This is a genomic window from Bacteroides caecicola (assembly GCF_023337095.1).
Taxonomy (GTDB): Bacteria; Bacteroidota; Bacteroidia; order Bacteroidales; family Bacteroidaceae; genus Phocaeicola; species Phocaeicola gallinarum.
The window spans coordinates 35,312-52,507 of the sequence record NZ_JAMBLM010000014.1; the positions used below are offsets into that span (position 1 = coordinate 35,312).

Here is a 17,196-nt window from a genome sequence, read left to right on the forward strand (position 1 = left end):
AACAGACTTTTATGAATAAACAAAATAACATTTCCCGCCGCGATTTCCTGAAGGCTATGGGAATGGCGGGGGCAACTGCCGGATTAGCTGCCTGTGGAAACAGTACATCACCCTCTGCAAACTCTGACAGCCTAAAGGGAGAAATGACCTACCGCACCAATCCCTCTACGGGCGACAAGGTATCGTTATTGGGATTTGGAATGATGAGACTGCCTTCGGTAGGCGGACGAAGCGCACGCGAAGGGAACGAAGAGATAGACCAAGAGATGGTTAACCGGATGGTGGATTATGCCATCGAACATAGAGTAAATTATTTCGACACATCGCCCGCTTACTGTCGCGGAAAATCGGAACATGCTACGGGAGTTGCTCTAAGCCGCCATCCGCGTAACTCGTATTTCATCGCCACCAAGCTGTCGAACTTTGCTCCCGACACGTGGAAGCGCGAAAATGCCATCGCGATGTATCATAACTCGCTGAAAGAGCTTCGAACGGATTACATCGATTACCTGCTGCTTCACGGCATCGGGATGGGAAACGGCATGGAGGAATACGAAGCGCGCTACGTTAATAACGGTATGCTGGATTTCCTGCTTGCCGAACGGGAGGCAGGACGCATCCGCAACTTGGGGTTCTCGTATCACGGCGACGTAAAGGTGTTCGACCGGCTGTTGGCGGAACATGACAAATATCAGTGGAACTTTGTACAGATACAGCTAAATTACCTTGATTGGAAATATGCCAAACAGATCAATCCGCGCAACACGGATGCCGAATACCTGTATAACGAACTGGCTAAACGAAACATTCCTGCCGTTATTATGGAACCGCTGTTGGGCGGACGCCTGTCGAACGTGCCCGATTCCATCGTGGCCATGCTGAAGCAGCGCGAACCGGAGGCGAGTGTTGCTTCGTGGGCGTTCCGTTTTGCCGGAAGCCAGCCCGATGTGCTGACGGTGTTAAGCGGGATGACTCGCATGGAACATCTGCAAGATAACCTGCACACGTATTCTCCCTTACAGCCATTGAGTGAAGAAGAGTTCGCTTTCTTGCAGCAGGCTGCCGACCGGATGATGCAGTTTGACACCATCCCTTGTAACGACTGTAAATATTGTATGCCCTGCCCGTACGGGATTGACATTCCTGCCATTCTGTTACATTATAATAAATGTCTGAATGAAGGAAACATTCCCGAAAGTTCGCAAGATGCGGATTATCGCCGCGCCCGCCGCGCCTACCTGATTGGCTACGACCGGAGTGTACCCAAGTTGCGTCAGGCAAGTCACTGCATCGGCTGTAACCAGTGCAGCCCGCATTGTCCGCAGCGCATTGATATCCCAACAGAGTTACATCGCATCGACCACTTTGTAGAACAATTAAAACAAGAAACTTTATAGGTAAAATACGCTCGTTTTAACTGTTTCAGATACCCCGTCGGGAGTTTGAAAAACGCTACCCATAGAACAGGTGAACGCTATGGGTAGAACCGGGCAACTCTTCCGCAAAGGATGACCAACACTAACGGTTGCGTTTTGAGAGACATAACGACAGGGAATTTCTTCTTGCTTATCCACAGAGCCGGAATGGTTTAACCGGTTATATAATAGAAAGTTAATGATAAGAATCAGAGTCGGGTGTCCGACTCTGATTTGCGTTACTAAATAATTTTATTTCCAAGTAACGAACCGAATCTATAACATAGCTCTCCACACCACAGACCATACCTGTTTATAATGTTTTTTAACGGATGTACCCTGCTTTCCCGACCAATTTCGGATAACAACAGGGAAAGAGGGATGAATATGTACATCTGATAATATAATATACTTCTGAAAATCAATACTCTAACCACATAATATGTACATTCATAAATTCTTCTGAATCGCAACTAAACAACTAATTTTGTTTAAAAAACAGAGAATAATGAATGATAGAAGTATTTGTATATGCCGATCCATTGCGGTAGCCTCGTTTGCAAGCCTTTTTTTTATGGTATCCTGTACCGATGAAACCACCCGGTTTACCCAATCAGAACGTATTTTATTCGCTTCAGATATTCAAAATTCATGGACTTCTTTGAATACAAGAAGTACAACAGAATCAGCAGACACCTCTGTCGCACTGAAGACAAATCTCGGTAATATTTACCTTCATACGGTTTATACAGATAGTATATGTACATCCGGCAACGAGAAGTGTGTTACCCGCTCCAACCCGATAAACGAAGACAACATGTACGATACATTCGGTGTGTCTGCTTATGCCTACACCGACACTTGGGACGAAACACAACGTCCGAATTACATGTATAATGTTCCGGTAAGAAAGTCGGGCAACTTATGGATGTCTTCTTCTACTTATTACTGGCCCGGAAAGGCTTATAAAATGAGATTTTTTGCTTATGCCCCCATGAGCGAAAACGCTTACCGGCTGTCGGACCAGACTTCGGGTGCTCCTACGATTACCTGTACGGTTCCACAAGAGGTGGGCGACCAAAAAGACTTGATTGTGGCTGCATCTCCGGAAGTAAGCGGCGGCTCCAATACGGTGATGAGCCTTACCTTCCACCATGCCCTAACAGCCATCAAGTTTGTATGCGGAAACGATATAAAGCAAGGCACGGTGAAAAGCGTGACTTTGAAGAATGTTTTTTCTTCGGGAGTATATAACATGCAGGATGCGGAGTGGAGCGGAATAGAAAATCCGGCGACTTTCACGCAAGAGCTAAACAAGAGTGTTTCAGGAACTGAGAATGAGGGGATAACCACTCCCGCCCAAACTTTTATGATGATTCCGCAAGCCCTTCCGGAGAATGCCGAAATAGAGGTGGTATTCAACGATGGTACATCGGAACATACGCTGACAGCCAGCCTTGCGCACACATCATGGCCGATGGGGAAAACGGTAACTTACAAGATATCAACCACCTCGATTAACTGGGAATATACGCTGACCGTTATTCCGCCCACTACCTATAATATTCAAGGAGGAAGTTCTAATTACAGCATAACCAGTTACAAGAAAAATTCCAAAGTTGAACAACCGGTAAGCTGGACTGCCGAATTTTCCGCCGACGGGAAAAACTGGAGCACGACGAAGCCTGACTGGTTGACGACTTTCTCATCCGGTACTTCGGGAGCGGGAAGCGTAAACGCAGTGTCTTACACGGCTACGGTGGCATCGCAGCAGGGAGTCAGCCGGAGCGCACATACCGAAGCATTAAGACAGCGGACGGCAAAAGGTACCCAAAGTATGCCTTACAACCTTGCCAACAGCAGCGGCGCCGAAACGATACAGAACACGGCCAACTGCTACGTTATCAACAGTCCGGGAGAGTATTATTTCCCGTTGGTTTACGGCAATGCCATAAAAAACGGAAACGACAACAAGTCGGCTTATTTCTATGACTATGACGATATTTACATATTGAAAAACTTCATCAATCATTTGGGCAATCCCATCCAGTCGCCGCGTATTTACGAACATACGGGCTGCCAGCCTCAATCATGTAAACTATTGTGGCAGGATGCTCCGGGACTCCTCTCAAATGTCAGCCTGTATGACGACCAACATGCCATCCGCTTTACTGTCAACGCCGCCAGCATTCAGCAAGGCAATGCGTTAATCGCTGTTTATGATGCCAATGGAAAGATTATGTGGAGCTGGCACATCTGGGTAACGGATACCGATGTTTCGCAAACGAAAAGAGTAATGAGTTCTTATGGAATGGATAGCCAGATGATGACTGTCAATTTGGGATGGTGCGACGGAGAACATGTCAGCTTTGCAAGCAGAGAATGCCAAGTGCGCATCACGGCGAACGAAAAGGTGAGCACGTTTACCATCACGCAAGAAGGTCTGGAACTGGATTATAACGGTAATAACCCCTACTACCAATGGGGGCGCAAAGACCCGTTCTATCCCGGCGACATCGGTACGCTCGCCACGAAATACTGGTACGATGACAACGGACAAGTATCAAACAATAATCCGGCTACGTATTTAGCTGATGAAGGTAACGCCTGCATTACGTGGGGTATCATGAATCCGCAAACATTAAACAAAAACACAGCCATGGATAACAAATACCTAAACCTTTGGGATGCTGACAATAACACGGCTTATCTTGACGATGAGACACCTACCAAAAGTATCTACGATCCATGTCCCGCCGGCTTCAAGCTCCCCAGAGGTTGGGAATTTACCGGATTTTCAATCACCGGCCCCACTCAAGAAGAGAAAGACATAAAGGATATGAATGTCGCAGGTTCGTTTACATACGGATGGAATTTTTACTGCGGCCTGAACAAAACCGGAGAAACGATATTCTTTCCTGCCACCGGCTCTCGTTACAACACCGACAGCCCGGGAAAACCGAACCGCATCGGAAAAGATATTCAGGTATATGGGGCTGCGCCCAGTGGTTATGCAAACGGTTACTCTTTCAGAGCCACAGAAATCAGTATATGGATCAGCCGTCCGGTAGATCGTTACGGGGCTTTCTCCATACGCCCTATCCGCGATGATCAATGACAAAGAAAATTATTATTTACAGTTTATGAATAAGAAGAAGAAAGAAATCGAAAGAAAATTACTATTGGGTAGCCTCCTGCTTTTAGCATCGCACGGAGTATCGGTAGCGGCTGTACATCGCGACAGCCTTTGTGTAAAACCGTCTCCCACTTGCTGCATGAAAAAAGACAGAGTCGGCTATTGGTACATAGGTACGGGATATTCCGTACCTTTTATGTTTGGAGACGTCAACTCACTGACTGCCAAGCGTGATTTTTGGGGTAATAAGATATCGCTGAAAGGTGGATATCGGTTCTCCTCCCTTTTCGGACTGGAGATGGGGGTATCAGTAGGGCGTATGCGCGGATTCTCTCCCCGCTCGGCAGAAAAGTTCAGGCTGGGTACAGAAGATGCCATGACCTATTATCCTTATACCATATTGGGTGGAGAAGATAATTACCAGACGGCTCCCGACAATGCCGGTATTTGGGAAAATCAGGGCAATAATATTTACATCAAGTCGGTTCCGTACGCCCGGATTTACAGCGAATCGCGTTACTGGGAAACCTCCTTGCAGGCTGTATTCAACTTTAACCGCCTTTTCACCCGAATACCTGAAGGACGCGAACAGCCCGTATCTCTTCTGGTGAAACCGGGTATTTACTTACAAAAATATAATGCGCAGGCTCACCTTTTGGAAGACAAGAGCCGGGTTGCTCCTAAACAGCGTCCACTGTCTGTAGGCTTGGGAGGCGACATCGCTGTTCACTTTGCTCTGACTCAAAAGTTGGGATTGGAGCTTAGCAGCGGTCTGATATGGATAAGCAAACGGAATTTTGACGGAGTGCGCACCATACGCCGCAGTCACGATGACTTTATTTGGCAAAACGGAATATCGCTTCTCTGGAAGTTTCGGCGGAACACACCGCAACGTCATTGCATCGAACCCTTACCGGACGCAATGCCGGTACATCCCGCAATAGAAGCGTTTAATCCTTTTGCCGGCGGAAACTTCGCTTTCGATTACCTGACACCGGATTTGAGTGTACGGAAAGAACGCAACATCAGCCGTCAGGCGCGTCTTCATTTCCCGGTATCGAAGTGGGATATCCGCCCCGAACTCGGAGACAATCTCAATGAACTGGGGAAAATTACTACGGCGTTCCGCGAACTGGCAGACGATGAAGATATTTCCATCACCTCGATTTCCATCGACGGATATGCCTCACCCGAAGGGCCGCACGATTTTAATATCTTACTCAGCCAAAACCGTGCGCAAGCCATTTCATCGTACATTGCAAGCAGTTTCAATTATCCGGAAAACCAAATAAAAACGGCTGGTCATGCTGAAGACTGGGACGGACTGGAACGTTTGTTACAGACTTGGAATCATCCTGACCGCGACCGCGCACTGGAAGTGCTCAGTACCGACACCGATGTAACCACGCGCCAAAGAAAACTCGCACGGTTAGCCGGTTACAAGGATATGTTGAACGACCTCTACCCGCTGTTGCGGCGCAATGAATATACTTTCCATTATACCATTGCTCCGTTCTCAATCGAACGCGCCACACAACTTATTCATACGCGCCCCGACAAGCTCAGTGCAGAAGAAATGATAGCCGTAGCCAACCGTTATCCGATGTACTCCGAAGCGTTTAACGAATGTTCGGGCATCGCTTTCAAATTCTATCCCGAAGCGCCCATGCCCCGTCTTTACATGGCTGCCATCGCTCTGCACAACGGTGATGCTGCCACTGCTTCGCGGTATCTGTCGACACTTGCCGACGATAATCGTGCTTGGAATCTTTTGGGAGTATGTGCAGCGCTGAACAGCGACCGTGCTTCGGCTGTGCGTTACTTCCGCATGGCTGCCGAAAAAGGAGATGCTTCGGCTGCAAGCAATTTGGACAAATTAGAAAACCGCTGAAACGATTCCGGCGGATATTTACAGAAGAACAGTTTATTAAATAAAGACATACGAACAATATGAAACGAAAAACAACGATACACATCGCAGGAAACCTGCTGGCACTGCTTATGCTGGTTACTGCCTGTTACCGCGAAGACATCAGTACCCTGTACAGCCGACAGTATCAGCTAACGGCAGAACTCACGGGTATCAATGCTGAGATTCTACGCATCAACAACGAAATCGTGGAGCTGCGTAACCTTTATAATATTTTGGCAAACAAACCTACCGTTACCGGATTTCAATACCGGGTAGAGGAAAAAGACGGCAAGACGGATACGCTGGGAGTAGACATTACGCTGGACGACCGGACGTTCTTCATCTCATACGGGCATAACGGGAAAAACGGAGCCGACGGAAAAACACCCACAGTAACCATCAGCAATGACGGTTTCTGGGTAATAAACGGAGAGAAAACGGCTTGGAAAGCAGTAGGTACCGATGGTAAAGACGGAAAAGACGGAGCTGACGGGAAAGATGGAACAAACGGAACCAACGGAACGACACCTACCGTGGAAATAGTAGGAGGATATTGGGTTATCAACGGGGTATCGACCGGAGTGCCTGCTACCGGACCGAAGGGGGATAAGGGAGACCCCGGTCAGGGCAATGACGGTGCCGACGGACATACGCCTGTTATCACTATCAGTAACGATGGCTTTTGGGTAATCGATGGTACGAAAAGTACGAGCAAGGCTGTCCCCGACGACGGAAAGACACCGCTCATCAATGCGGCTAAAGACCCAGATAACCCTGCCGACGAAAATTATTACTGGACTATCAAGTATCCCGGCGATGAGAATTATTCATTCTTGCTGGTGAACGGACAGAAGGTGAAAGCTATCGGACCGAAAGGTGACAAGGGAGATACGCCGGTAGTAGAGCCTATCATCGAAAACGTGACAAAGGCAGACGACGGTACGTCAATCACCATCACCCTTCACGATGGAACATCTTATCAGATTCCGCTGCTGGGCATCCAGTTTAAACTGAATCCAGGCAAACTTGCCATGAAAGACCGTAACGGGCTGGATTCACTCATCTTGTTCGCACGCGAAGGACTCACCATCGATGTTCCCTACACTTGCTCTGACAATGTGGCACGCATCGAAGCGATGCTGCCCGCAGGATGGAGTGCCACGGCAGATATCAGCCCCACCGACCCTGCCAAGCGCATCATTCATATCACTTCGCCGCAACTGATGGACTTAGACCGCGCCCAGTTTGAGGGAGGGGTTTCGTTTATCGCTTTCGACCAGAAGGGAGCTGCCCTGACGCAGTACATCAAACTGAAGCTGAACAAGTATCTGTATATGAGCTATTTTTACAACGAGCTGAACGCCGTGGAGCTGAATCGTCCCACCAGTCCGTTTAACCAACTGAAATGGACGGAACAACATTATTTCCTTATCGAGTTTTATAAGCTCCAAGACCGGAAATTCGAACTTTCTGCACGGTTCCCGGCGGGGACAGGCACGAACGAGCCCCTCTCTCCCAGCCTGCCCGATTATCCTTCGTTTGTATTCAACAAGTCGGAAGCTGATGTAGAAAAACAATTCAAGGTGAATACGTTCCTGTTCCGTCCGGATTCGGTCAACCTGAGCAGCATCATAGGCAACGATGGCCCCGAAGGGCGCGTATTATATGCCAATGAATATCAGGCAAGCGATAACGGTACGTATATGAAACCCGTACCTTACGACACGTATATGGTGCAATACAGCTATACGCAGAATAACGGCAGCAACAACGAACTGATACGCATCCGCCGCGCTGCCTCTAAGTATAAGATTCATCTTTACAAGGCTTCTGAGTTTTTGGGTATCGACAAAGCCGATTTCGATTACAAGAAAGTGGAAATTTTGCTGACCAACCAGACTCACTTGCTGTCTACTGTTTACAAGTCGTATAACTCTGTGTCATACGTGGCTCAAAGCAACGCGATAACTTACAACCCCGCCACCGACCAGTTGGAATGTGAGTTCTGTACGTTGGGCGGAGCCAACAGTGCCATCGGAATCAACTTTTATTACGATAAGGTAGGCAAAAAGCGCTGGGAGCCTCAATCGCTGGCATCTGTGCTGATCCGTCCCGACTGGGAAGTCAACGCATACGTAAATCATAGCGGCATACCTTTCCCCGGTGCCGGTACTTACGATCATTATGTCGGGTTTACCAACAACGGCGATAACACTACCCGCTACGGAGGCGGTCGGATATTTGAAGCTACCACCAGCAACTCATTTTATCCTAAAACCCTGCCCAATCTGAACTAAGAAAAGTTTTTTGGGAGAACTTCAAAACAGTTTCTAAAGCCGCCGCACTTTGATGTGCAGGCGGCTTTTTTATATCCCTAAAACGCATCCGCAAGAACCGGTAGACGCTATGGGATGAGTTACCTAAAACTACCGCATCCGTTACCAAACTCTCCGAATAGAAATGAACAGCCGCCTGTCTTAACAGCTTCTGTCGCGCCTTGTACATCCGCAGAAACTTATTTCATACTATAAATCAATACATTATACACAGACAGATGTACATTGCACAAAACATACCGCCTCGAATATTATGCCTAATTTTGCATTGGAAACAGAATAATAATAAGTTCATTTCTATGATAAAAATCAAACGAGAATTATTGGTTTGTATATTGTCCGTCGGGAGTCTTGTTTCGTGGGCTAATGACATCCAGCCTACCGACACCCTCACCGTAGAAATATATTACCGGCAGGGAATATCCCAAATTGATTCCACATATCAGGATAACCGGAATCGGATGGGCAAGCTATTGGAATTTCTTTACACCCTTTCGGCTGACAGCACATGCCGCTTAAACGGGCTACACATCATTTCCGGTGCTTCTCCCGAAGGGAATACTTCATTTAATAAGGCTTTGTCGAAAAAAAGAACCAATGCCATCAGCGATTACCTCAGCCTGCGACTGCCTGCCGAACAATCGGCTTTGATTACGAAAGCTCACACAGGCATCGACTGGGAAGCGCTGCAAGCCAAAGTAGAACGTTCTGACATGCCTTATAAAGAGGAAGTGTTGCAGATTCTGTATCATACGCCCGAATGGGTGATAAAAAACGGCATCGTGGTAGACGGCAGGAAAAAGCAACTGATGACTCTCCGGCAAGGAAACTGCTGGCGTTACATGGAAGAACATTTCTTCCCCGAACTGCGACATTCGCTGGTAGAGGTGGAATATGTTTGTGAAACACCACAAGAAGAAATCAAAGACGAGGGTGATACGGAAATCGGAATGATAGAATGTACCACTCCCCCCTCTTACGCAACAGAAAAAGACAGTGCCACCGTTTTAGAATTTGAGCCGCAAGCGCGTCCTCCTTTCTACATGGCTGTTAAGACCAATCTGCTTTACGATGCCCTTCTCGTACCCAATATCGGCGTAGAATTTTATGTGGGCAAGGGCTTTTCAGTAGGCGGAAACTGGATGTACGCATGGTGGAACCGCAACAGCCGTCACCGCTACTGGCGTATCTACGGCGGCGAGTTGGCTGTACGGAAATACTTCAACCGCACAAGCGAAGGCAGTCCGCTGAACGGACATCACATCGGCATCTACGGACAAGTGTTTACCTACGACTTTGAGACCGGAGGCCGGGGCTACATGGGCGGAAAACCGGGCGGTACGCTTTGGGAGAAAATGAATTACAGCGCCGGACTGGAATACGGTTACTCATTGCCCGTAACCCGACGGCTGAACCTCGACTTCGTAATCGGTGTGGGTTACTGGGGCGGAACGTATTACGAATATTTGCCTATGGATAATCACTATGTATGGCAGGCAACCAAACAGCGCCGTTGGTTCGGTCCGACGAAAGCAGAAGTGTCGCTGGTATGGCTGCTTGGCAATGGAAACTATAATGCAAAGAAAGGAGGCAGACGATGAAAACTTTTTACGGCTTAATCTTTATCATCATAATATGCCTGCTCACGGCGTGCGAGCATAAAGAACTGTGTTTTGTCCACGCTCACACGGCAGAATTGCAAGTGATATTCGACTGGAAATATGCACCCGAAGCTCACCCTGCAAGTATGCGCCTTTACCTTTTCCCCGAAACGGGAAAAGAGCCGCTGATTTATGAATTCGGCAACCGAACGGGAGGAAAAATAACTGTCCCTGCCGGACGTTACCGCGCACTTTGTATGAACAACGACACGGAGTTTATCATTATCCGAAACACCGACCACTACGAAAGCATTGAAGCGTATCTGGCAGACGGGGTTTTCCCGCGTCCGGTTCCGCGTGCAGGAAGTACCGGCGAGCAACGGGTAAAGTCTACCCCCGACATGCTGTGGAGCGACCACATCGAAGAGGTAGAGGTGGTAGCTTCTGCAGAAGGACAGACACTGACCCTGTATCCGAAAGCCATAGTGCGCCATTACACGGTGGAAATCAGAAACGTGGAAAACCTGAAATACCTTACCGAAGGGGAGCTGTTCGGCTCACTTACGGATATGTCAGACGGCTTCATGCTGGGAACAAACCAGCCGGCAGAAGAACTGGCTACCCTGCCGTTCGAGATGACATCCGACGGCAAGTCGACTGTAAACGCGGACTTTTATACTTTCGGGTATCCCGCCACATCGACCAACACTCAGTATCTTACGGTGTATGCCATACTGAACGACGGGAAGAAATACAGTTTTACGTATGATGTAACCGAAAAGATACACAATGCCCCCGACCCTGCCAACGTACACATCCTGCTCGACGGGCTTCCCCTCCCCAAACCCATAGACAACGGCGGAGGATTTAACCCCGACGTAGACGAATGGAGTACGGTAGAAATAAGTATATCTATGTAGCTAAGATAAGTATATAACAAACTAACACCATTAATCACTAATTATAATTTATATGAAGAAAAACGTTTTTTTAAGCATGGCAATTGCCTCTACGATGTTGGTGGCTTGCTCCAACGACGAGATTGTGGATGTAAACACCGGAAGCGCTATTTCTTTCCGAACCCTGATTGACAACGCTACACGCGCAAATCAGGAAACCACAGCCTCTTTGTCTACTTTCAAAGTAACAGCCATTAAGGATGCCGGAACAGAATTTGCCACTACGGTAACAAAAGGCGGCGATGGATGGAACACTGCGCAAACTTACTATTGGCCGAACTATGCATTAAAATTCTATGCATACGCCAATGGTCCTGCCACCGGAAAAGGTACGGTTTCGATTACCAAAGATGCAAAAACAATTACCGATTTCACTCCGGCAGGCAACGTAACCGAGCACAAAGACTTGCTGGTGGCTTACAATACCGGTACGAAGGAAACTTATAACAATGCTCCTGTGCCTTTGACCTTCAAACATGCTTTGTCACAAATCGAAGTGAAAGCTAAGAATGAGAAAGCAGCATCTGTGAAGGTTGAGATAATCGGAGTGAAGTTAGTAAACATGGCAACGAAAGCCACTCTTACTTTCCCGGAATCTGTTCTCTCTGATAGCAAATTGCCGATCAGCAACTGGAGCAATCAAGCAGATCAGAACATTCCTGCAAAGGCTTATTACAGCAACGGAACTAAAGCTGTGACACTGACCAACGAATTCCAGTCTGTTATGTTTGGTGAAAACAATTTCATGATTATCCCGCAACAGATTACTCCGTGGAATGCAAAAAAGAACGACCCCGATGCTGAAATCAACAAGCAGGGTGCTTACCTTGCCGTTCTCTGCCGCATTTCTAATATAAGCGATGCCGGTGAAACATTGATTTACCCTGCTCCTACTGCCGATGACAACAAAGATGGCAAGTATGCTTATTCAGCCGTAGCAATCGATAATAAAACTGTCGCACAATGGGAACCGGGCAAGAAGTATGTTTATAACCTGACTTTCTGCTCTGACGGCGGTGGTGCCGGTAAAGTTGACCCGAATCCGGAAAATCCCGGCGGTGGTACGGATACCGACGAAACTCCCGGAACCGGTGGTGAAGACATCTTAGGTGGTGCTATCAAGTTCACTGTTACGGTAGATGACTGGGAAACTGTAGAAGTTCCGATGAACATGTAAAAATAACCTGAGCTTTGGTTTTCTATTAGCCTGAGCATTAAATACTAAAAACGAAAAGGCAGAGGATGAAAATTCCTTTGCCTTTTTTAGTTTTTCAGCCTTACACTCCCGCATAAGAACCGATTCGCACAGAAAAGGTAACGAAAATGTACATTGCATTAAAGGGGCATATCACTGTAATTCAAGCATATATTCATAGAACAAAGTACATTCATAATCCAGCCTAAAGTTTTTCTTGATTATTAACTTCACGAAAAAATTAAATATGAATGTATGACAAATCATAGACTTATACACCACCTGATCGCTCAAGGATTATTTGCAATATTTGTTCTCACGACTTCTTGTACCGATGAAATAGAACAGCCCCGTGCGGGAAACCGTATCAGCTTTACTACGGAAATTCAAAACACTTGGATTTCTTTTGACCAAAACGAAGGCAGAGCAGAGACACGTTCTACAGTATCTGCCCTACAGTCGGATGGTGGGAAAGCATTTTATCTGCATACACTTTATGCCGACAGCATCGCATCTCCCCTCTCTTCCGACAGCATTCCGGCCACCCGTTCTACTCCTGTCGCCACGAATAATATGTACGATGCATTCGGTATATCGGCTTATGCATATACCGGCAATTGGAACAATACGCAAAAACCGAATTACATGTATGATGTTCCGGTCAGCAAAACAGGCAACTCATGGCTTCCGGTGTCTACTCATTACTGGCCCGGCAACGTTTACAAACTGAAATTCTTTGCCTATGCGCCTCAAAACAACAGTGCCTATCAGCTCTCCGGGCAAATCGCTGGAGCGCCGACTGTATCCTGCACTGTTCCGGACAATGTAGCGGAGCAACTGGATTTGCTGGTGGCAGCATCGGAAGAAATCGACGGCGGAGCCAATACGACGGTTAATCTGAAGTTCCGCCATGCTTTGACGGCTGTAAAATTTGTATGTGGCAGCGACATGAAGGCAGGCACCGTAAAAAGCGTTACACTTAAAGGTGTAAACTCGACAGGAGTTTATGACTTCGAAACAGACACGTGGAGCCGTGTCAGCAGTCCGAAAGACTTCTCACAAACGCTGAATCGGCCGACTTCGGGAGCTCCCAATACAGCAATCACCGCTCCGGAGCAAACTTTCATGATGATTCCGCAAACTTTACCCGACAATGCGGTAATCGAAGTAGTGTTCAATGATGGAATAACCGACAATATCCTTACAGGACATATCGGAAAAAGCGTATGGCAAATGGGAAAAACGGTTACATATCAACTTTCAAGTACCTCGATTAACTGGCAGTACACACTGACGGTTTCCTCCGAAACCTTGAACTTTAATTATTTGGGCGGCACGCAATCGTACAGCGTTACCAGTTACCGAAAAAACAATCAGGGGGTTACAGAGCCGATAGAATGGACTTCCCAATACTCGACCAACAACGGAGTGACGTGGAGTAACACCAAACCCGACTGGCTCACTGAGTTCACCTCAAGCGGAACGGGAAGCGAAACAGCCACTTCATTTAATGCTGCAATTACTCCACAAACCGGTGTATCGCAAAGCGTCCATACGGCAGCCCTTCGTGCAACAGCAGAGAAAGGCTCCAAAGCCATTCCTTACAACCTGTCGAACAGTACGGGTGCGGCAGATGTGGAAAACACGGCTAATTGTTACATTGTGAACGCACCGGGAACGTATTCTTTCCCCTTGGTATACGGCAATGCCATCAAAAACGGACAGACTAACCGCTCGGCGTATACTTCTAAGGCTTCCATACAGGGAACGCTGAACCCGTTCATCAATCATTTGGGCAATGGCATAACCGACCCTTATATCGCTAAAAATGCGGGGTGCATTCCTGCAAAAGCCGAACTGGTTTGGCAGGATGCCCCCTCGCTGGTAACCGACATTAAGTATAACAGCGGAACCAACGGCGGAACAATTTCTTTTACGGTAAACAAAGGAAGTATCCGACAGGGGAATGCGCTTATAGCTATTAAAGACAATCAGAATACGATTCTTTGGTCTTGGCATATCTGGGTAACGGATGAGGATGTATACCATACTATCAAGGTGACCAATCATCAGAATGTATCCCACAACCTGATGCCTGTTCATTTGGGCTGGTGTGAAGGAGAAGTCATCAATTATGCAGCCCGAAACTGTCGGATACGGTTCACTGCCCACGGGCAAACACATGTCATCACCATTAACCAAACAGAAGCAACTGCCTCTACCCGAGGGAACTGTACTTTCTACGAATGGGGACGCAAAGACCCCCTGCGTCCATCCAGCGGAAGTGGAAATAAAACGTGGTATAACGCAGCGGGGATTGCTTCAACAGCCAACCATGCAGTAGAGTCATTCCCGTTTGGTAACGAGTGTATCAAAAACTACATTCGCAAGCCTGATGTGATGCAAAAAGAAATCGGAGGAGAAAATATGTACTTCAATTTATGGAATGCGGATAACAACACTAATGGCAAGAACTTCAACGACAATCCCGTAACAAAAACCGTGTACGACCCTTGTCCGGTAGGTTTCACGCTACCACCAAGCAATGCCTTTACAGGATTCACCACAACAGGGGAAAACGTCACCAATACTGTTGATAAATACAACGGAGAATGGAATAGCAGCATACCGGGATGGAACTTCTACTGCGGACCAAACAAGACGGAAGGAACCATATTCTTTCCTTTAACAGGAGAACGAATTTCATCAGGAGGATACCTATCGGCAGTAGGTTCGCTGGGACATACTTGGTCGGCAACGTCGACCGAGTCTACATACGCCCATAATCTTACTCTCTATACTAATTATTGGGTATGGCCATTAGACCAATTCACCAAAAGTGCAGGTCATGGCGTACGCCCTTGTCAGGAATGACGTTAATCCATAACGAATGGGGCAAATGCCCCATTCGGACAACAAAAAAAGGAGTTACGATAAGTCGTAACTCCTTGATTCTTAACCGTCGGGGTAGCGGGATTCGAACCCACGACCCCCTGCTCCCAAAGCAGGTGCGCTAACCGGACTGCGCTACACCCCGAAAGCTTTTCCTTAAAAGCGATGCAAAGGTATGCTTTTTTATTTACTTATGCAAGGCTTTGCAATATATTTTTTAATTTTTCCCGCCAATCTTCTCCGTTTAAAGGACAAAAAGTGTGTAGCCCAAACTCTTTGCCTTTTTCTATATTTGCCGGGCCATCATCCACAAACAGGGTCTCCGAAGGAATCAGACTTGCGTCTTTTATCATAAAATCATAAATATGATTATCCGGTTTCGTATAGCCTATCTTGTAAGAAAGATATAACTTGTCGAAATATTCATTCAGGGGCTTTCCTGACGGAGAAAACTGACTGCTACATGCCCAGTCTATCACGTAAGGATTGGTATTGCTCAAAACGAAAAGACGATAGCGAGTCCGCAAATCTTCCAGATAAGTTAAAATATCCGGATTCACTCCCGTAAAGAAACCTAACCATGCTTCTTTTGTTTCTTCCCATTCCAACTTACGGCCACAAAGCTCACCCAGCCTTTCCTGAAAAGTATTTGCATCTATCTTTCCTTCTTCTAATTGTTGGAAAATGCCTGTTTGGTGATACTTGTCCAAACGTGTATCAGCATCTGTCAATCCTAAACGAATAAACGCTTCTACTGCCCTATCGCGGCTGATGGGAGCTATTACTCCGCCGAAATCAAATACTATATTTTTAATCATGTTTTTTACCGTTGCATTAATGATCTGAATGGCAGAGGATATGGCAATTCAAAATTCATGGTTTCGCCCGTAATGGGATGATAAAAGCATAACTTAAACGCATGTAATGCCAGACGTCTCAAAGGGTCTGTTTCACAACCGTAACGCATGTCTCCCACCACCGGATGTCCTAACGACTGCATGTGCACGCGGATTTGGTTCTTGCGCCCGGTCTCCAGTTGGAGTTCAATCATCGAAAAACCGTTCGCACGCTTAATCGTACGATAATGAGTTACCGAATACTTCCCGCCATCGTCGTAGGGCGACGAACTGACATAAAGTTTACGGTCGGTGAGCCACGACTCTACCGTGCCCTGATCTTTCTCCATGTCTCCCATGACAAGAGCCACATACCGACGGTCGAAAACAATATCATGCCAGTTGTCTCGCAAATTATGTTGTGTTTTTTCATCTTTGGCAAACATCATAACCCCCGAAGTCTCACGGTCTAAACGGTGGACCACAAACACGCGGTTATTCCGATTCTGACGTTTTACGTATTCAGTCAGAATATGTTGCGCCGTGCGTTCCTTTTGATGTTCGGAAGCCACCGACAGAAGTCCCTCTTTCTTTTCTACTACGATGATATAAGCATCCTCATATAATATTTTCAACATGGGATGACGGAACTCATGTTTATGTTTCTCTTTGCTGATTTGCACTTTCATGCCCCGAAGCAGCGGGAAATTGTATTGCGTCTGGATATTATTGTCCACCAATACCACACGATTCGTAAGCAAAGCCTTTACACGTGTTCTGCTGATGCCTGCCATCTTCTTCATCAGAAAGTCCATCAGCTCCATCGGTTCTGTTACATTATATATAGTATAACGCGAAGCTGCGTGAGGCATCCTGTTATATCCGGTGTTTTTTCTCTTGTTCATCATCTTCTT

General features: G+C 46.9%; 10 protein-coding genes and 1 tRNA gene. 8 read left to right on the top strand and 3 right to left on the bottom strand.

Features of this window, described 5'->3' with window-relative positions:
* Positions 1-11: 11 nt before the first annotated feature.
* The 8 genes from M3085_RS12115 (at position 12) to M3085_RS12150 (ending at position 15,428) form a co-directional block, all read left to right on the top strand.
* Entirely contained in the window at positions 12-1,397 is a 1,386-nt protein-coding gene (locus M3085_RS12115; RefSeq protein ID WP_249053129.1) for an aldo/keto reductase, read from the top strand.
* 592 nt (positions 1,398-1,989) lie between these two features.
* Positions 1,990-4,533: a fimbrillin family protein gene (locus M3085_RS12120; protein ID WP_249053130.1), complete on the top strand. Its 2,544-nt coding sequence runs from the start codon at positions 1,990-1,992 to the stop codon at positions 4,531-4,533.
* Between the two features lie 25 nt (positions 4,534-4,558).
* Positions 4,559-6,442 (top strand): OmpA family protein, encoded by a 1,884-nt coding sequence (locus M3085_RS12125; RefSeq protein ID WP_249053131.1) that lies wholly within the window; start codon positions 4,559-4,561, stop codon positions 6,440-6,442.
* A 59-nt stretch (positions 6,443-6,501) separates the two neighbouring features.
* On the top strand, positions 6,502-8,760 hold the full coding sequence (locus M3085_RS12130) for a PL29 family lyase N-terminal domain-containing protein (RefSeq protein WP_249053132.1): 2,259 nt from the start codon (positions 6,502-6,504) through the stop codon (positions 8,758-8,760).
* Positions 8,761-9,098: 338 nt separating this feature from the next.
* Entirely contained in the window at positions 9,099-10,400 is a 1,302-nt protein-coding gene (locus M3085_RS12135) for a DUF3575 domain-containing protein (RefSeq protein ID WP_249053133.1), read from the top strand.
* A complete protein-coding gene (locus tag M3085_RS12140) occupies positions 10,397-11,320 on the top strand; it encodes a DUF5119 domain-containing protein (RefSeq protein ID WP_249053134.1) in 924 nt (307 codons plus the stop codon). Before M3085_RS12135 ends, M3085_RS12140 begins: the two co-directional genes overlap by 4 nt.
* A gap of 52 nt (positions 11,321-11,372) precedes the next feature.
* On the top strand, positions 11,373-12,536 hold the full coding sequence (locus M3085_RS12145; protein WP_249053135.1) for a fimbrillin family protein: 1,164 nt from the start codon (positions 11,373-11,375) through the stop codon (positions 12,534-12,536).
* A 273-nt stretch (positions 12,537-12,809) separates the two neighbouring features.
* Complete coding sequence (locus M3085_RS12150) at positions 12,810-15,428, top strand: fimbrillin family protein (RefSeq protein WP_249053136.1); 2,619 nt, start codon at positions 12,810-12,812, stop codon at positions 15,426-15,428.
* Positions 15,429-15,516: 88 nt separating this feature from the next.
* Here the strand turns inward: M3085_RS12150 and M3085_RS12155 are convergent.
* The 3 genes from M3085_RS12155 to M3085_RS12165 all read right to left on the bottom strand — a co-directional run bounded on the left by M3085_RS12155 (position 15,517) and on the right by M3085_RS12165 (position 17,187).
* A tRNA-Pro gene (locus tag M3085_RS12155) sits at positions 15,517-15,591 on the bottom strand.
* Positions 15,592-15,637: 46 nt separating this feature from the next.
* Entirely contained in the window at positions 15,638-16,264 is a 627-nt protein-coding gene (locus tag M3085_RS12160) for an HAD family hydrolase (protein ID WP_178256040.1), read from the bottom strand.
* Between the two features lie 5 nt (positions 16,265-16,269).
* Entirely contained in the window at positions 16,270-17,187 is a 918-nt protein-coding gene (locus M3085_RS12165; protein ID WP_249053143.1) for an RluA family pseudouridine synthase, read from the bottom strand.
* Positions 17,188-17,196 lie beyond the last annotated feature (9 nt).